This is a genomic window from Thermococcus alcaliphilus, from assembly GCF_024054535.1.
GTDB classification, from domain to species: Archaea; Methanobacteriota_B; Thermococci; order Thermococcales; family Thermococcaceae; genus Thermococcus_A; species Thermococcus_A alcaliphilus.
Genome location: NZ_JAMXLV010000024.1, coordinates 74,748 through 92,111, shown reverse-complemented (window position 1 = coordinate 92,111; position 17,364 = coordinate 74,748). Strand labels below are relative to the sequence as shown.

20 protein-coding genes are annotated in these 17,364 nt (G+C 41.7%); 9 read left to right on the top strand and 11 right to left on the bottom strand.

Going from position 1 to position 17,364, the window contains the following annotated elements:
• Positions 1 to 16: 16 nt before the first annotated feature.
• From NF859_RS10190 to NF859_RS10150, 9 genes are all read right to left on the bottom strand, one after another.
• A complete protein-coding gene (locus tag NF859_RS10190) occupies positions 17 to 619 on the bottom strand; it encodes a phosphate signaling complex PhoU family protein (RefSeq protein WP_252744142.1) in 603 nt (200 codons plus the stop codon).
• Positions 616 to 1,377, bottom strand: coding sequence for a phosphate ABC transporter ATP-binding protein (locus NF859_RS10185; RefSeq protein WP_252744141.1), 762 nt, complete (start codon positions 1,375 to 1,377; stop codon positions 616 to 618). The genes NF859_RS10190 and NF859_RS10185 overlap by 4 nt, the downstream gene beginning before the upstream one ends.
• Complete coding sequence (pstA, locus tag NF859_RS10180; protein WP_252744140.1) at positions 1,374 to 2,207, bottom strand: phosphate ABC transporter permease PstA; 834 nt, start codon at positions 2,205 to 2,207, stop codon at positions 1,374 to 1,376. Before pstA ends, NF859_RS10185 begins: the two co-directional genes overlap by 4 nt.
• The gene (gene pstC / locus NF859_RS10175) at positions 2,194 to 3,111 is read right to left on the bottom strand and encodes a phosphate ABC transporter permease subunit PstC (protein ID WP_152879352.1); all 918 of its coding nucleotides are present in this window, start codon (positions 3,109 to 3,111) and stop codon (positions 2,194 to 2,196) included. Before pstC ends, pstA begins: the two co-directional genes overlap by 14 nt.
• Positions 3,112 to 3,115: 4 nt before the next feature.
• Positions 3,116 to 3,889, bottom strand: a complete 774-nt coding sequence (locus NF859_RS10170; RefSeq protein WP_252744139.1) for a sugar phosphate isomerase/epimerase family protein — start codon at positions 3,887 to 3,889, stop codon at positions 3,116 to 3,118.
• Positions 3,890 to 3,915: 26 nt separating this feature from the next.
• On the bottom strand, positions 3,916 to 5,052 hold the full coding sequence (gene pstS / locus NF859_RS10165) for a phosphate ABC transporter substrate-binding protein PstS (RefSeq protein WP_252744138.1): 1,137 nt from the start codon (positions 5,050 to 5,052) through the stop codon (positions 3,916 to 3,918).
• Positions 5,053 to 5,154: 102 nt separating this feature from the next.
• A complete protein-coding gene (gene trm14 / locus NF859_RS10160) occupies positions 5,155 to 6,243 on the bottom strand; it encodes a tRNA (guanine(6)-N2)-methyltransferase (RefSeq protein WP_252744137.1) in 1,089 nt (362 codons plus the stop codon).
• Between the two features lie 5 nt (positions 6,244 to 6,248).
• On the bottom strand, positions 6,249 to 7,322 hold the full coding sequence (locus NF859_RS10155) for a GTPase (protein ID WP_252744136.1): 1,074 nt from the start codon (positions 7,320 to 7,322) through the stop codon (positions 6,249 to 6,251).
• Entirely contained in the window at positions 7,279 to 7,611 is a 333-nt protein-coding gene (locus NF859_RS10150; protein WP_252744135.1) for a TIGR04076 family protein, read from the bottom strand. Before NF859_RS10150 ends, NF859_RS10155 begins: the two co-directional genes overlap by 44 nt.
• A gap of 96 nt (positions 7,612 to 7,707) precedes the next feature.
• Between NF859_RS10150 and NF859_RS10145 the strand changes: the two genes are divergently transcribed.
• From NF859_RS10145 to NF859_RS10125, 5 genes are read left to right on the top strand one after another with little or no spacing between them, the layout of a single operon-like run.
• Positions 7,708 to 9,111: a DUF515 domain-containing protein gene (locus tag NF859_RS10145; RefSeq protein ID WP_087036272.1), complete on the top strand. Its 1,404-nt coding sequence runs from the start codon at positions 7,708 to 7,710 to the stop codon at positions 9,109 to 9,111.
• A gap of 5 nt (positions 9,112 to 9,116) precedes the next feature.
• Positions 9,117 to 10,013, top strand: coding sequence for a hypothetical protein (locus NF859_RS10140; protein WP_087036274.1), 897 nt, complete (start codon positions 9,117 to 9,119; stop codon positions 10,011 to 10,013).
• Positions 9,955 to 11,724 carry a TadA family conjugal transfer-associated ATPase gene (locus NF859_RS10135; protein WP_252744134.1) on the top strand — a complete coding sequence of 590 codons (1,770 nt, stop codon included), beginning with the start codon at positions 9,955 to 9,957 and terminating at the stop codon, positions 11,722 to 11,724. The genes NF859_RS10140 and NF859_RS10135 overlap by 59 nt, the downstream gene beginning before the upstream one ends.
• Positions 11,725 to 11,735: 11 nt before the next feature.
• The gene (locus NF859_RS10130) at positions 11,736 to 12,797 is read left to right on the top strand and encodes a type II secretion system F family protein (RefSeq protein WP_252744133.1); all 1,062 of its coding nucleotides are present in this window, start codon (positions 11,736 to 11,738) and stop codon (positions 12,795 to 12,797) included.
• 6 nt (positions 12,798 to 12,803) lie between these two features.
• The gene (locus NF859_RS10125; protein WP_252744132.1) at positions 12,804 to 13,724 is read left to right on the top strand and encodes a type II secretion system F family protein; all 921 of its coding nucleotides are present in this window, start codon (positions 12,804 to 12,806) and stop codon (positions 13,722 to 13,724) included.
• Here the strand turns inward: NF859_RS10125 and NF859_RS10120 are convergent.
• Positions 13,710 to 14,192 carry an FKBP-type peptidyl-prolyl cis-trans isomerase gene (locus tag NF859_RS10120; RefSeq protein WP_252744131.1) on the bottom strand — a complete coding sequence of 161 codons (483 nt, stop codon included), beginning with the start codon at positions 14,190 to 14,192 and terminating at the stop codon, positions 13,710 to 13,712. The genes NF859_RS10125 and NF859_RS10120 overlap by 15 nt on opposite strands.
• Before the next feature lie 129 nt (positions 14,193 to 14,321).
• Here NF859_RS10120 and NF859_RS10115 point away from each other — a divergent pair, with 129 nt between their 5' ends.
• A complete protein-coding gene (locus tag NF859_RS10115) occupies positions 14,322 to 14,609 on the top strand; it encodes a hypothetical protein (protein ID WP_004070002.1) in 288 nt (95 codons plus the stop codon).
• Here NF859_RS10115 and NF859_RS10110 read toward each other — a convergent pair whose 3' ends face one another.
• Complete coding sequence (locus NF859_RS10110) at positions 14,610 to 15,104, bottom strand: DUF2118 domain-containing protein (protein WP_252744130.1); 495 nt, start codon at positions 15,102 to 15,104, stop codon at positions 14,610 to 14,612.
• Between the two features lie 74 nt (positions 15,105 to 15,178).
• Here NF859_RS10110 and NF859_RS10105 point away from each other — a divergent pair, with 74 nt between their 5' ends.
• Genes NF859_RS10105 through NF859_RS10095 form a run of 3 tightly spaced genes read left to right on the top strand, consistent with a single transcriptional unit; the run spans position 15,179 to position 17,361 of the window.
• Complete coding sequence (locus NF859_RS10105; RefSeq protein WP_252744129.1) at positions 15,179 to 16,018, top strand: DUF4129 domain-containing protein; 840 nt, start codon at positions 15,179 to 15,181, stop codon at positions 16,016 to 16,018.
• Positions 16,002 to 16,430, top strand: a complete 429-nt coding sequence (locus tag NF859_RS10100; RefSeq protein ID WP_252744128.1) for a hypothetical protein — start codon at positions 16,002 to 16,004, stop codon at positions 16,428 to 16,430. Before NF859_RS10105 ends, NF859_RS10100 begins: the two co-directional genes overlap by 17 nt.
• Positions 16,408 to 17,361: an AAA family ATPase gene (locus tag NF859_RS10095; protein WP_252744127.1), complete on the top strand. Its 954-nt coding sequence runs from the start codon at positions 16,408 to 16,410 to the stop codon at positions 17,359 to 17,361. Before NF859_RS10100 ends, NF859_RS10095 begins: the two co-directional genes overlap by 23 nt.
• The last annotated feature ends 3 nt before the right edge of the window (positions 17,362 to 17,364 follow it).

The following is a 17,364-nucleotide window of genomic DNA, read 5'->3' as shown; positions in this document are numbered from 1 at the left end:
AAATAAAAAGAGTAAATTAAATCCTCTTTCCATTTTTTACATAGATAGTTGCCCCACCAATATATTTGGCGTGGTCACTTATTCTTTCTAAGTGCCTGATTATCAGAGCCTCAACTGCTTTGCAAAGATCTGGTTGTTCCTTTAGTGCCTTTATTGAGTCTATGTACATTCTGTCTATTTTTGTATCCATCTCTATGAGCTTTCCTACCAAGAGCTCATCTTTGGACAAAAACGCTTCCACGGCTGTTTTAATCATCTCATTAACGGTTTTGAGAGCATTCTTAACATCTCGGAACTCACAATTAGGATTTGTTATTTTTATTGTCCTCTCTATCTCCATTGCATATCTTGAAATTCTGTAAAGGTCGTAACTTACATCTATAGATGCCTGTATGTACCTAAGATCAGAAGCCACCGGTTGGTATCGTACGAGAAGCTCTGTGGCTATATCTATTATTTCTTCTCTCAAAATGTGTAACTTGCTTGATTTGTCTTCTATGTTGTCCCATTCTCCATCTAAAATTTTCTCAATAGAATTGGCACATTCTATTGTTGTTTCTCCCATTTCTTGAAGAAGTTTTTCCATCTGTTTTAGCCCCAACTCTAAGAGCTTTCTCATCCCAACACCCCCGTAACATACTGCTCAGTTAGCTCATGCTCTGGGTTTTCAAACACCTTCCTTGTTGGTCCTACTTCTATCAATTCACCCAAATACAAGAACCCTACGTAATTACTAATTCTAGCAGCTTGAGCGGGTGAATGTGTAACTAAAACGATTGTATAATCTTTTCTGAGTTCAAAAAGCAGTTCTTCTATCTTTGATGTTCCCACTGGATCAATGTTGGCAGTAGGTTCATCCATTAGAAGTATTTTTGGTTTCATAGCTAATGCCCTTGCTATTACCAATCTCTGCCTTTGTCCTCCAGAAAGGCTTGAAGGATAATCCTTTAGTCTGTCTTTTACTTCATCCCAAAGTGCGGCTTTCTTTAGAGCCCATTCCACTCTCTTATCCATCTCTTCTTTTGAGGATACAAGCCTATTTAGTTTCAACCCTATTGCAACGTTATCATATATAGTGAGGTGGGGAAATGGATTTGGATACTGAAATACCATACCAACCTGCTTTCTGACCTCTATAGGATCGACATCAGAGGAATAAATATTCTTCCCGAAGAGCTTCACTTCTCCCTCAATCCTAGCCTCTTCGTTAAGTTCTATAAGCCTATTGAATGTTCTCAGCATAGTTGATTTTCCACATCCACTGGGACCCATTAGGGCAAAAACACCCTTCTCTGGAATTTGGAGATTTACTCCCTTTATCACATGGTTAGGGCCATAGTAGATATGAAGGTTAACCGTTTCTATAGCAAACCTCATAGTTTCACCTCCTTTAAGCTAAGTCTTATTGGGATGAATATTCCAAGGAAAACAATAAGCAGGATTAAAGAGGCTCCCCAGGCCATTTCATGATCTGCTGGACTTGGACTCTGAACAAGCTGGTATATGAGGAGAGATATTGAGCCAATGGGCTTGGTTACTGAGGATGGATAACTCTCATAGAGGCCACCCGCAGTGAATAGTAATGGCGCAGTCTCTCCTGCGACTTTGGCAACACCTATTAGAACCCCTGTAAAAATTCCACGCTTTGCCATTGGTGCCAGAATCTTGAGGAGTACCTTGATTCTTGTGAGCCCGAGAGAGTATCCTGCTTCACGATAAGTGAAAGGAATCTCACGCATCGCTTCGTGAGTATAGATAGCAACATAGGGCATTAAAATTATTGCTAAGGCCAAGGCACCAGCAAATGCCGAGTAAGTTCCCATTGGTACGACAAGAACCTGCATAACGAAAACTCCAACTAATATTGTTGGAAACTCAATCATTATCTGGAGGAGCATCTTTGTCCATCTACCTATTGTGCTTCTTGGGAATTCATAGGCATAGAGGCCAACCAGAAAGGCTATTGGAAGTCCCAACAGGGAAGCGAGGAATGTTAGTGTGAATGTTCCTATAATCGCTGGCCCAATCCCACCATTAGAAAATGTTCCAGTAAGGAAGTTTAGACCCTCCTTGATAATAACAGGTAATCCATTCCTAAAGACTGTAGCTATTATGTGAAAGAGAGGAAGTAGTGCGAGGAATGTGAGGCTTCCTATTCCTATTAAGAAAATCCTCTCTTTCTGTTTTCTCACTTTAGAGCTTGACATTCTCCTCCCACCTCCTTATGAATCTTAATCCGATAATGTTGATTCCGAGACCTATGATGAAGAGGGCGAGTCCGGCGGCATAAAGAACTGGAGTCATATACTCATAGATGAATGCGTTTCCAAACTGGTTAGCTATTAAGGACGAAATTGTATATCCTGGTGCGAAGAGCTTCCAAGTTAGATTAAACGTATTGCCTATTACAAGAGAAACTGCTACCGTTTCTCCAATGGCTCTTCCAAAGGCGAGAATAAAGCCAGAAAGAATGGCAGGCTTTATGTAGCCTATTAAAAGTTTTGTGGCTTCATATTTTGTTGCCCCAAGCGCATAAGCGGCTTCCCGGTAGGTATAAGGTATCATCTCATAAGCCTCTCTGATTATGGCAGATGCAAAAGGAGTAACCATGATGGCAAGAAGGATACCTGCTGAAAGATAGCTGTAGCCGGTAATTGGGGGATAAGAGAAGAGTGGTATAAATGAAAGATGATCATAAAGGAACTGCATAACATAATCTCTCAAAAGAGGAACCAACACAAAAGCTCCCCATATACCGTAAATTATAGTTGGTAGTCCTGCCATAACGTCTGAGAGTATAATTATGACATTTTTCAATCGCTTTGGCGCATAGTCGACGACAAAAATTGAGTATGATATTGAGAGAGGCAATGCTATTAACACAGCAATTAGCGATGTGTAAAAACTCCCCCATATGGCCGCAGCTATTCCATATGCTTCTCTTGAGGGCTCTTCAGCAGCATTCCAGATATTTTTGAGATAGACATCTATACCAAATCTGTGAAATGCAGGAACTGCGTTTGTGAAGTAAATAACAAGCATCCCTGCAAAAACAGCAAACACAACAAAAACTGCCACTATTGCAATTGCTTTGAATCCATCCATTCTCATTGGATCACCCCCTTATATTTTTCTTAACCCGCTGAATTGCATTGATAACAGCCTCCATGCTGGAGAACTGCTTAATTTCAAGAATTAGGTATTTTGGGCGTGTACTTTTAATAAACTTCTCAACATAATTCCATCCAATCATTCCCTCTCCCGGGAGTAGGTGTTCATCAAAGTTGCCGTGGTTGTCATGAACGTGAAGCTCTTCTACGTATGGAGACAGTAAAATAAACTCATCGAGAGGAAGGCCCCACTTTATTGCTGTGAGAAAGGCATGGCCTATATCTAAACACATCGAGACATTGTTCCCCATAAGAGAAAGCAGTTCATGTGGAAATGTTCCAATGCTTACATCGGTAAGGTTTTCAATAAGCAACCTAACGTCGTAATCCTCCGCCATGCTTGCTATTTCCATTATCTGTTTCCGCGTATTAATAAACGCCCGGTGGTAGCTTTCTTTTATGTTACCTCCATGTAAAACAACAATTTTTGCATTAAGTCTGTTGGCTACTTTGAAGACATTCTTCATTGTTATAATATTCATTCTACTGTAGCGTCCTAAGTCAATATTAATGTTCTTTCCATCCACTGTGGGTGCATGGAGGGTGAATTCTACGTCAAGACCAGATAACTTCTTTAAAATTTCCCAATTGATGCCTTTTTTGGTTAATACTGGTGTGTCATCGAAGTTAAGCTCTAAGACTTCGACTTTGAGCTCGTCAATGGGAAATCCTTTTCCACTTATCTCCTGCACAATGTATGTGTTTACTCCCACTCTCATTGATATCACCAAAAAAGGAAAAGGAATCAGCCGGTTTGGATCATCTCAATTGCCTTTAAGCCGATCTGAGCAACTTCCGGTGGAAGGCCTACATAACCTGGGGCAATGTTCTCGGGCTTTTGGCCTTCAGTAAGAACCCATCTCAAAAAGTCTTTTATTGCTTCAGCTTCTTCCTTGGTGTAGTGCTTTCCACCTTTGTTCTGCCAGACGAGAGCGTGAGTAAATGCTATTATTGGGTAGGCATTCTCTCCAGGAGCATTCATGAGCTGAGCAGGGTCTTCTTTGTATCCCTCCGTAGGATCGGGGATAAAAGACTTAACTGCTGCCACTGCTGCTTTTATGGTTTCATCGGTTGGTTTTACGAAGTTTCCAGCTTTGTTTTTAAGTGCTACAACTTTAAGGTTCTCTTCTATAGCGAAGGAGAGCTCAGTATAAGCTATGCTATATTCCGTGCTCTTTAGGGCTTGAACAACTCCAGGATTACCTTTTCCACCAATTCCCCTTCCGAGCTTATCAACTGGCCAGTCAACAGTCTTTCCAGCTCCAACTTTCTCGGCCCATTCCTTACTTACGAGGGTTAGGTAGGTAGTGAACACGGCGGTGGTCCCACTTGAATCACTTCTATGAATGACAATTATCTTCTTGTTGGGGAGCTGTACGTTGGGGTTCAGGGACTTTATTGCTGGATCATCCCAGTACTCTATTTCGCCCATGAATATCTTTGCAAGGGTTTCACCATCGAGTTTAAGTTCATCAACACCGGGCACGTTATAAGCAATCACAACTGCCCCCACTATCCATGGGAATTGCAAGGGTTGATCGCCAGTTTCAAGGAACTTCTTCCAAGTTGATTCCTTAACCGGCGGATCAGTTCTTCCAATATGTGTTATACCCTTAAGGAAAGCATCTTGTCCGTGACCGCTTCCGCCACCTTCATATTCGATCTTTACATTGGGGTTAGTCTTCATGTAGGCCTCGATCCACTTCTGAACTTGATATTGGGGAAATGTTGCCCCAGTTGTGCGTATTGTCACAAGGCTTTTTTCGGGGTTGGAGTTGCTTTGAGTTGGGGTTTGATCCTGCCCATTTGAGCTTATACATCCGCTGGCGAATAAAGAAACTGCTATTACTAAAACCAAGAGAGTTGCTAATATTCGTCTCATTTGCTTCACCCGTTAAAGGGAGAAGCCTTAGATAATATAAAGATTGTCGCAATAAAATATAGTATTGTCTAAAAACTATATAGATATATAGACTACTGAGATCTATTTAATAACATATAGGTGAACTATCAAGCCGCCGTGCCCAACTAAACGGTGATGGATAATTGTAAATCCATTTTCCTCAAATGCCTTCTCTATCGCCTTTTTTTCGGTTGTTATGAAAACCCCCCTCTTTTCAAGGACTTTTGAGAGCTCACTAAAAAACTTCATATAAAGCTCTGGTATCCTGCTCTTTCTTCCTATCTTCAGCCCGTAGGGGAGGTTGCTTATGGCAAAATCAACACTTTCGATGTATTGAGAGAGCTTCGTGGCATCTCCATGAATAAACTCAATCTTATCAAGCACTCCAGCCGCTAAAGCGTTCATTTTTGCACCGTTTAAATGCTTTTTATACTTCTCAATACCGGTGATTCTTCCCTTGTACTCTCTCAAAGCGAGCTCGATTAACATTGTCCCGCTTCCACACATCGGGTCTACAACACTTCCGCCATCAAGCTCTGCAAGCTCTATCATCGCGTTTGCTATACTTGCCTTTAGATGGGCCGGATGGTCGTAAACGCGCCAAGGCCTTTTGTGGAGTGAGCTATCGCCGGTGGTGTCTACCCCAAGGAAGAAGACATCGTCAATGACCTCTGCTCTGAAAATCACTGAAGGATGATCGAGGTTTACCCTCGGCATTCCAAACTGTGAAAGTTTATCGTAGATGGCACTTCCAACAGTTTTTGCTATATCAATGCTTGTAAACTCGTGATCTCCCTTTCTAAAACTCCTAACTGCAAAGCTTTCGGTTACCTTTACATATTTTTCAATAGGGGAGTTGAACACAAAATCATAAATCCCTTGGAGGGCATTTTCTTTTTCTAAGCTGGTTAGCCTTGTTGAAGATATGTGGAGAATAACCCTGTGCAGAAGTCTGGAGTTTTCGTTCAAAAAGGAGGCTATTTCAAACTCCCTCTTCTTCCCTTTTTCATCAAAATAATATCCTTTCTCAATCTCTGCTGTTATTCTTCCCTCAACCCCAAAGGGCTTCTCTTCTGCTTTTCCCTTTAGTCCAGCCTTTTCAATGAGCATCTCAACTTCTCTTTTTGCTAAATCTTCAATTCCCTGTGATGTTGTTAATATAAACTTCATCTCAATCACTCCAGAATTGCTATTACGCCCTTCCATTTTCCCCCGAAGCATTCGCTTGCGATGACCTTCTTTTTGGTTATTTCTTCAAGGAATTTTATTGCAGAGTCGCACTTTTTAAATCCTGTTGCTATTCCCACTGTAAATCCCTCAATTTCTCTAAATCCGACCCTCTTCTTGTTATCAAGGGTTAGCTTTTCTCCATATTTCCAGAGTATTCTTCTGGGGTCTAAGAGGTGTTCCTTCTCGATTTCGTCGAGAATTTCTTCGAAATCCCGAATGAAAAACTCTTTTTTTTCTTCCTCTCTTCCAAAAAGGGTGAATCTTCCGGTTTGCCATTCCCTTAGGAAATAACGGGCGGCCTCTTCCAGATTAACTTTGCCTCCCTTCCCTAGAAGACCTTTCTTTCTGCCGATAGCTTCAAGAATTTGCTCTTCATTTTCAAACTCCTCTACCCCATACTTTTCGGTAATTGCTTCTTTTCTGGTTTCTAAAATTCTTTTTATAAGCTTTAATGCCGGTTTAACGGGATCTTCAATCTTATCCGCCGGAAAGCCCCCTCTAATAACGAGCTCGTCAAAATCATCTATCGGAACAACTCCCGGGGAATCAACTAACCATATCTTTTTTGAAAGCTTAATAAGTTGCTTTCCTTTTGTATATCCCGGTATTGGTGCCGTTCCAACAGCATGCTTACCTTTCAGCACGTTTATTATTGTGCTCTTTCCAACGTTGGGATAACCCACTAGAACAACCTTCACTTTCTCTTTGCCTTCTTCGAAGAGTTCTTTTGCGAGCTTCTTTATCTCCTTTCTTAGCATCCCAGTTCCCTTTCTCTCCCTAGCACTGATGAACACTATTGGGATATCCTTATGTTTCCTCTTGTACTCTTCAGCCCACTCCTTTGGGACTAAATCGGCTTTATTCATCACTATGAGAAGCCTTTTTCCTTCTTCTTGGACAAGGCGTTCTACTTTTAGGTTTCTCGTTCCAATTGGGTCTCTTGCATCAACTACCTCTACTATAATGTCTCCCTCTTTAATCGCTTCTCTCACTACTCTCCATGCTTTCTTCTGCTTCATTCCGTATCACCGTTATTTCAAATATTACCGTTCCTCCATCCGTGTACGGGGGTCCGGGGTCGAGGCACTGCACATAGGCTTTTTCTCCTTTCCCAAGTCCTATCTCTGAAGCCTTAATTCCTTTTCGCAGTGCCACTATGTAGGGGAGGAAAGACGCAAATGCATGGGTGCAGATTGCATCAGTCTCTTTTAAGTTGACTTTTGGTCCTTCTATAACTACCTTATCCCCGACCTTGAATACCGGGCACCTTCCTTTAATCTCTACAGCTTTTATTATTAGCTTTTCCACCATCCACCACCAAAAGGTAAATAAGGGATGAAGCCTAAAATATTTACTAGGACTCTTAGTTTAAGAGAAGTTAAATATTATCCGGTGGTGCTGACCGTGGCGGAAGATATTGAAGAAAAAATAAGGCGTTTAAGGGAGTTGGGTAGAGTTTCTGTTGAGGAGAAAGAGGAGAAAGCAGCCCCTGCTGCTCCTGTCCCAAGAGCTTCCCCTCCCAGAAAGCCTTCAAGATTGGGAAGGCTTAGGGAAAGGGAGAGACGTAAAAGGATAATTATAGGTGCATCTATTATAGCTGTCATTCTCATTGCTGTTATCATAGGGGTGTACACAACCTATCAAAATCGTGCTGCAAAACAGCTTCAAGAAGCCAAACTTGCGAAAATTAAAGAGGTTAACCAGTATTTCACTGGTGAGCTTGAAAATGATACCATGAAAGCGCAATTAATACAGCAAATTAACCAAGCAAAAAGTATAGAGGAACTTGAGAAGATAAATGTCAAGGCGATAGCAGAGCAAAGAAAAGCTCAATTGGAGCAAGAACGTCTTCAGAAGGAGCTTCAACAGGCAAAGAGCACAAAGTTATCACAAATAGAGCAATCTTTTGAACTCCTTCTTTCTCAGCCTCTCCCGGAAGATATAAAGAGTGAGGCTATTCAAACTCTAAACCAATTAAAGGAGAAAGTTAATTCTGCAAAAACAAAAGATGAAGTATCTTTAATTGATCCCAATCCGTATCTGCTTGAGCTCTGGAGGAAATATTATTATTACCTCATAGACACCACTCCCACCCAAAAGGTGATCCTCAAGAAAGGAGCGGAAAAGAGCATATACACGAAAGCAGAAGCGAAGTACATGCTCAGCAAAGTTACGGACTTCACTGAGCTTCTCCAGTACACAATAGAGAAAGCTGAAATGGTGCAAGTCGCTTTAGTTTTGCCAAGAGAGAACGTTAATGGTGCCTTCCTCTCATCAGGTGACAAAATAAAGATTTTCGCCCAAATAAATTCAACATCCGTTCAAAAGATAGCGGATGAAGGATATGTGAACATGGTTCTCTTCCTAACAGATTCCGGTGTAATTGCAGTATCAGAGTCACAGCAAGAAACTAAGAACATAGCAACCTCTTCAGAAACTTCCTACTCAGACCAATACTCAGAGAGCTATGCCCCAGGAGATCAATCAATTTCATACCAGCAGAATAAAGATGAAAGCCACTCCACAACCCAATCAAGTTCACAGACGATAAGTGCATCCTACACGTACAATGTTGCACTAAACGAGATATTAAAGGCCATTGCAGCCAACAAGATAGCTGCGGCAGATGAAGTTAAGGAGCAGCTCGCAAGGTACAAGTGGAAGGTGTTTGACCTCGAACAAAGCACTGGGTTATTGGCTACGGAACCTACTGCTAAGGTCTTGGTGATAGTTGAAGTCCCAGCAGAATTCGTTGAGGATATACTGAAATATAGAGATGCCCTCTACATAACAAAGATTGCTGGGTGACTGGAATGCTAAGGAAGACGCTTCCACTCTTTTTCCTTGTTTTGCTAGTTTCGGGTTTAGTTAATGCACAAGAGAGTGTTAGTGCATCCGCCACGGTCGATCTAAACGTTACCTTGGTGAATGCGGGCCCGTTTTACAAATTTGTTTTAATAAATCCTGATTATAACTACACTTTGTTTAGGAAGGGTGAAGATATTGGAATCGTTAACAACTTGGGATTTTGGATTGCCCCATATGAGACACTTCAGGTGAATGTAAAGATTAACGAACCTTTATCCACAGGCACAATAAGCGGAGTGGAAGGTCCAAACATATTTTACAGCCCTATCTATCCTCAGTTAATCCTCTATCCTCAGAAGTATTATGCAGTTGATACATTCTTTATTTCGGATGGTTATGTGAAGGTGCTCAAGTACGGCGGAAGGGTTGAAGTAACGATAGAAAATCCATCACCCGAAAATTCAAAGTACATTGCCATAGGAGTGCCGGTACTCTTTGAAGGGGCTGAAATGAGCGACTTCACCCCAGAGTACACAATGAAATACAGTGAATATGTTGATACGGTTCTTTCTCAATACGCTCAATACGTTAGGGAGTACATGCCTAGGTATTTGGACAGAACATCTGAAGAAAGCTCAGATGCTCTCTCAGAACTTTCTTCTAGGATAGTTGTTTCCTCTGGAACTGGTTTACTTTCAGGGAGTAAAGGAGAACCAGAGTTAGTTAAGACATCTAAAAAACCTGAGCTAAAATTTGATTATCCGGTTTGGATAGTGTTTTTAGGTAATAAGCTTGAAATCACCTATAACGTCAAATGGGAAAACCTCATGAGGGTGAGTGAATTTGGAGGAGAAAAAGAAAAAACGTTCAGGCTTATCATGGATAGAAGAGATCTTAAGTGAAGAAGCGGCTCCTTTAGAAGATATAATAAAAGAAGGACGAAGAGAAGAAGAAAAACCTAAGGCCAAGGAAGAACTATCCCCCATTGTGCCAGAAATTAAAACTCCTTCAAGATCCTTATCTGCTGAGAGCAGAGGAGGGAGTAGCTTAGAGGAGATTTTGAAGTCCACAAGAGGCTCACCAAGAGTTCCCCTTCCTACATATTATGGAGAGGAAGTGAAGGTTCTTGATGTATATGGAAATGTGAGGATCCTTAGAGTTAAGGGAGAACCGATCCCAATTTATGAAATACGCCTTCCAAAATTGAGTGAAGAGGAAGAAAAACTCGTGAAAATCGTTAGGGATAGGGCAATTGCAGAGATACAAATAGACCCCGAGAGCATTCCCGATCCGGAGGAGAGAAGAAGAATATTTGGAAGGGCTGTAAAAAACATAATGCGTGAACTTGCTCCGGCTATCTCCGAGGCAAGGATGGATATTCTCGTAAATCTGGTTGTCCAGAACATGATAGGTTACGGAAAACTCGATCCCCTTGTTAGAGACGATAACCTGGAAGAAGTTATGGTAATAGGAACGAGAAGACCAGTATACGTGTGGCACAGAAAGTTTTACATGTGCAAAACTAACATCGTTTTTGAGGACGAGAGGGAGATATTAAACATTATTGAACGCATAGCAAGGCAGGTTGGAAGAAGAATTGATCAGCAAACCCCGCTCTTAGATGCCCGTTTGCCTGATGGAAGTAGAGTAAACGCGACTATTAGACCCGTTAGCTTAGATGGACCTACGTTAACCATAAGAAAATTCAAAAAAGATCCCCTTACGATAATTGATCTCTTGAAGTATGGCACCTTTAATTTAGAAATAGCATCTCTGCTCTGGGTTTTTGTTGACGGTCTTGGAGTTAAGCCTGCGAACGTCCTCGTTGCCGGAGGTACTGGTTCGGGTAAAACTACCACTCTTAACGCATTGGCAATGTTCATTCCTCCAAGTGAGCGTGTTATAAGTATTGAAGATACCGCAGAACTTCAGTTACCAATTGAGCACTGGGTAAGGCTTGAAACAAGGCCTCCAAACATAGAAGGAAAGGGAGAAATAACCATGGATGATCTAGTTAAGAACACCCTAAGAATGCGTCCAGATAGAATTATCGTCGGTGAGGTCAGAGGTCCTGAGGCAAGAACGATGTTCACGGCAATGAACACGGGACACGATGGTTGTATGGGTACAATTCACTCTAACTCAGCTAGAGAAACAATAGTAAGGCTTGAGAGTCCACCTATGAACGTTCCAAGAATCATGATTCCTGCTTTGGATGTCATCATAATGCAGGTAAGGTTCAACAACAGAAAGAAAGGAACAATAAGAAGGATCACCGAGATAGCTGAGGTTTCCGGAATAGAGAGGGAAAGCGTCCAGCTGAACACTATCTATAAGTACAATCCAGCAAAGGATGAGCTTTACCACACGGGAGTGCCAAGTAGGGTCATGAACCAGCTTGCTGAGCATACAGGTTTAACAATGGATGAGCTCCTAGAGGAGAGAGTGAAGAGAGAAGTTGTCCTCCAGTGGATGGTAGAGAAAGGAATAAGGAGTATAGAAGAGGTTGGACACTACATTAGAGAATTCTACATTGATCATGAAGAGTTGCTGAGAAGAATAGAGAGGGATGCCTCAATTGAGCTAACTGAAAAAGTTAGAACAGTCATCTAGGGTGAGAAGATTTGGGGATAAAAGAGAAAATACTTAAATTCATTGAAAGGCTGGGTGAAAAAACTATAGAGGTTAGCGAACGCCCTATTTCAAGAATTCCTAAAACCCTAACGCTCCAAGAGAGACTTCAACTCCTGAAAAAACTTCAAGAGGAAGTCTCTCAGGAAAGAGAAGAAAAATACGAAAAAGAACTTGAAGAGATTGTCGAATGGAGAAAAAGAGAGCTAGAGGAATCTTTCACCCATAGATTCTCAGAATTTATGCTTAGGCACTTTAGAGGTCCGGTTGAATCATTTACAAAGTCTCTAAAGGGACTCGACTATGATCTCGTGAGGGCTAACATTAAAATGAGTAAAGAGCAGTTCGTTGCATTGATGCTGGGTGTTTCCATTTTCACTGCAATTTTTGCTTTTTTAATGGGCGTTCTTCTCCTCATGCCTGTTGACATCTCCCTGATGCTTGGGATACTGGGCTTTATTGGTGGGTTCCTGTATATGAGAAACTATCCAAGAATAGTCTGGCGAAGAAGGGTTGTAGAGGTAGAAAAAGCCCTTCCATATGTTTTGAGACACATGGCATCGCTTTTGAGTGCTGGAGTTGGTATAGCTGAGGCAATGGTATCGGTTGCCAATGCGGATTATGGTCCCATATCCGAGGAATTTGACCTTATGATAAGAGACATGCACGGAGGAACGTCCTTTGAAGATGCACTAATGAGGTTTGAGGAGAGGATGGCGTCCGAAAACGTTAGTAGAGTTGTAAAACAGATCCTTAGGGCCACAAAATTCGGTGGAAACTTGGCGGATATTCTCTACAAACTTGCCGAAGACTTTTCCTTTGAATACAGAATGAAGCTTGTGGAATACATCCAAAAGGTAAACGGTGTCGCCTTTGTCTATATGTTCATAACCATAATAATGCCAACGCTATTCGTTGTGGCGATACTGGCTGCTTCATTAATGACTAGGGCGTTAGTAATGCCCGTCCAAGGGTTAGCTGTTATTCTGCTCTTTGGGTTCCCAGCTATTTCAACCCTCGTTGTGTTTATGATAAAACGTAGTGAGCCGAGGTGATTAAATTTGGCTGAAATTAAATTCCTCCGACCTCTTGCAAAGGCTCTTGAAAAACTACTTCCCCAGAGGTGGGTTAGGAGGTACGAGCTCTTCCTATACTCGGCGGGAATATCATTTTTAGCGCTTGAATTTTTGTTGGTATCTTTATTGCTGGCAGGGTTGGTCGGGATAATAGTTTTCATACTGTCCCCTGTTAAGATCTATGCTCTCCCGGTGTTCCTCGGTTTGTTTTTAGGGATTGCATGGGTTTATCCCTATTATTTGCTGACCAAGAAGATAGAAGACATGGAGAAAAACTTGCCCGATGCTTTCTTCTATCTTGCGAGCTCTTTGAGAGCTGGAGTTTCTTTCTCTGAAGCTTTGGAGGAGGCATCAACTGCAAGGTTTGGAGCATTAACAGAGGAATTCAAAAGAACAGTACAGGAGATAAAGAAGGGTAGAGCAACAATAGAAGCCCTGAGAGCTTTTGCAATAAGAAACAAGAGATCTTCGGTAATTTATCGCTCCACAATGATTATCCTAGAGGCTTATGAGAGAGGAGCCCCAATGGCTGATGTACTTGTGGCGGTTGCCAACGACGTCCGTGAAATACTGAGAATAAAAAAGGAGAGAAAAGCCTCAACCGGAATGCAAGCAATGTTCTTTATAATTGCAAGCGGCTTCATAGGGCCATTCATCCTAGGGGTTGTATCCCAAATTATGGGGGGTATGAACACTCCTGAAGTGGGACTTAACTTGCCATTAGAAGCGATAAAAAACGTTTCTCTTGCGTTTGTGGCACTTCAAGCCATAGTTTCGGGGTTAGGAATTGGAATAATAAGAGAAGGAAAGTTCTCTGCAGGCTTCAAGTACAGCGCAATGTTGGCCATACTGGGAGTTGTGATATTCCTTGTGGCTACCAGGGTTCAGATATCAGGATTCATCTGATTCTGGCTTTGCCTTTTCTATATCAACTATTTCCACTTCAAATGTTAGTGTCTTGCCTGCCAGTGGGTGGTTAAAGTCCAAAGTGACGTTTTCTTCAGTAATTGCAGTTATCTTTGCTATTCCACTATCGGTCATTATGTACGCTCCCTCTACTGGTTCTATGCCGGCTTTTTCAAACTCCACTATTGGGACCTCAATTATCAAGTCATCCCTTGGCATCCCGTAGCCTTTCTCGGGGGGAACTACTATAGTCTTTTTTTCTCCGATTTCCATCCCTATAAGAGCCTCATCCATTCCGGGGATAAGTTCACCAACACCGACGTTAGCTCCAAGGGGCCCGTATGTTCTGTCTTCCACATAAATGCCTGCTTCCTTGGCGATATCCTCATAAGTTGTATCAAATATTTCTCCGTTTTCAAACCTTCCAATGTAGTTAAAAACCACAAAATCTCCTTTTTCAACTTTCATTCTTTTCACCAACTAAATTTCTTCAAGCTTAACTCCTCCACGAGCTTTATAACATTTTTGGTCAGCATTATACAAGTTTGTGAAAAGTATATATACCACTTTGACCAAAAAGTTAATGGGTGATTTTGTATGGGAGAGTTTGCAGAGATGCTTAAAAGAGAATTTGGTGGGTTGGAAGCGAAAGAAATATACTCAACAAAACTCGGTAATAGGAGCGTTGAAATACTTGAGGTTGAAGCAAAAGGGTCGAGGTTTCTTGTGATGTTCCAAGATGAGCCTATGAAACATGATCTACACAGATGGTCGTTAATAATAACCAGTGCAAACAACACCAGAACTATCCAAGGGATGGATAAACTGGATACGCTAAAAATGAGAATCAAAGAAAACGTAAGGGCAATAATCGAAGGTCTTTAATTACTCCTCTGGGAGAATGTAGTAGATGTAGTGGGGCCTATTAGTGAACTCGTCTATGTAAACCACCACCCCATTTTTTGGAGGCTTTAGGTAGTGTACTTCTCCTTTTTTAGTTGTTACTGCTGCAAAAGCATCGCTTTTTCTTACCCTGTTTCCTACCCCAGCTATTATCGTGGAAACAAACCCTTCCACCGGGAGCAACATGAGTTCGTCTCCTTTATACAGTCTTATCTCGGTTCTTCTATCGGGGAGAACTATTCTCGCATCACAGAGCATTTTATGCTCGTATTTGTCCACATAGAAGTGAAACCTATCGTAGATTTCTTTTCGCAAAAATTTCGCTTTTTTAACGTCTATAAACTCCGGAAGCTTTTGTCCCTTTTGTAGTCTAACCTCTATGTTGTCTTGGATTATTATGCAATCAACTTTTGCCTCGTCTCCTTCAAAGCATTCTTCAAACTCTGCCTCAACGAACAATTGCGGGAGTTTTTCCATACTCTCACCCAACTTTTTCCAAGCTGTAAAACTTTTTAAACCTATCTTTACATAATTCTATGTGATGGTACGTTATGAGGCGTAGACTAATGGCCTTATACTTGCTGATAATCCTGCTAATGGGCGCAATAGTAAGCTCTGAAGCTAAAATAGGTGAGATTAAGAAGGGCAACCAAGACTATTACTTAATAGGCCTTTTCTTTGCTATTTTGATAGTTCTTGGGGGCATAATACTAATCCAGATTTTCCTAACTGTTGGGGATCCTTTTGCGAAAAAAGGTCCGGAATACGGTGTAAACTGGGGCATCTTCCTCGCTATAATAATAGGCTCCATTATACTTGCCCTCCCCATTCTCTACAAGGTTTACAAAACTCCCCTCCCAAACATGACAGCAAACCGAAGTGAGGGGATTTACTACGTTAATCAAAGTTATCACGTTAGTTTCTACGAGAGGTATTTCCAAAATCCCTTTGGAGGGTCTTCAGAAGGTAGCGTTTACCTATATGCTCTCTTTGGAGTTCTTGTAATAACCCTCAGCTATGTTGTGGTGAGGTTTTATCTTGATTTGAGAGCGGCTAGAGAAAGGAGAAAACTTAAAGAGATCGTTGAACAATTTGATAAAAAATTAGAGGAAGAAGGTATAGACTTCCTAGGAGACCCAAACGAAATAGTGGTGAAGCTTTACAAGAATGCAGTAATTTGGCTTAGGCTTTTGGGCATTCCTTACAGAGAAAGCTGGACTCATTGGGAGCATGCAGAGAAAGTAAAATACAAGCACGATGCATATGTAAAGCTTGCGAGGCTTTTTGAAAAAGCAAAATACGCACCGGAGAAAGTCACTATGGAAGATGCAAAGGAGGCTTATGAGCTTTACATGAAAATCAAGGGGGATGTAAATGAAGTTGAGGCTTAATCTTGCCCTGATCTTAACTACCCCCTTCGTCTTAGTTGCAATCTTTGCAGGTTCGTATTTGGTTAGGTGGATAGCTGTTTTAGTAGCTGGAACAATACTTTTGGCTTTTATACTCGAAGAGGCTGAGCTTCCTTATATTCCAAGAAGGGGAGAACAGAAAAGGAGGAGGAAAGAGGACTTTGAAAGGCTTGCAGACGTTATAAAAATGGCAAAAAAGGGCAGTGTTGCCAAGCAAATAGTTCTTGATTCCCTCTTGGAGATATATGAAATAATTGAAGAGGACAGAGAAAAGGCAAAAACAAAGGTTAGAGAGCTTAGAATAATTGGCTCTGGGAACAAGTTCCTTGAAGATCTCGAAAAAGTTCTTGAAATTGTGGAGGCGGATGTTAATGAGAGTAGAGGAAGTTTATGAAAAAGGAAATGAGATTTTAAATGAAGTTGGAAAGGCAATAGTTGGAAAAAGAGAAGTCCTAAAGCTTATGCTTGCAACAATACTAGCCGATGGGCACATTCTCATTGAAGACCTACCAGGATTGGCAAAGACGTTAATGGCAAAGAGCTTTGCCTCAGCACTAGGAGTTAAGTTCAAAAGGGTTCAATTTACACCCGATCTACTTCCCTCCGACATACTGGGAGTTAGCGTTTTCAACCAGAAAACCCTTGAATTCGAGTTCAAAAAAGGGCCGGTGTTTACAAACATACTTCTCGCCGATGAGGTCAACAGAGCGCCTCCAAAGACTCAATCGGCTTTGCTTGAGGCTATGCAAGAGAGGCAGGTAACTATAGAGGGGAAAACCTATCAGCTTGAGAAGCCCTTTGTCGTAATAGCCACCCAAAACCCGATTGAGCAAGAGGGAACATATCCCCTGCCAGAGGCACAGCTCGATAGATTCCTCGTCAGGCTCAGAGTGGGTTACCCGACCAAGGAGGAGGAGCTTGAGATTCTCAAGAGGAGGATCGAGAGAAAGAAAGAAGAAGTGGATATAAACCAAATAACCTCCGCTGAAGAAGTTGTAGAGATGCAGAGGGCAGTTGAGGATGTTTATGTGAGCGATGCCGTTCTTGAATACATAACCGAGATAGTGAGGGCAACTAGAGAAAACAAAAAGGAAATTGAAGTTGGAGCGTCTCCAAGAGGGAGCTTGGCATTGCTCAAGCTTTCGAGGGCATACGCTGCTTTGGAAGGCAGGGACTACGTTATCCCAGATGACGTGAAGAAAGTTACCATACCTGCACTAAGTCATAGGCTCATACTGAAGAGGGAGCTTTGGTATACTCGGGTAAGCCAGGAGATGGTGATGGAGAGAATGCTTGAAAAAATACCCGTTCCAAAGTTTGAGTGATAG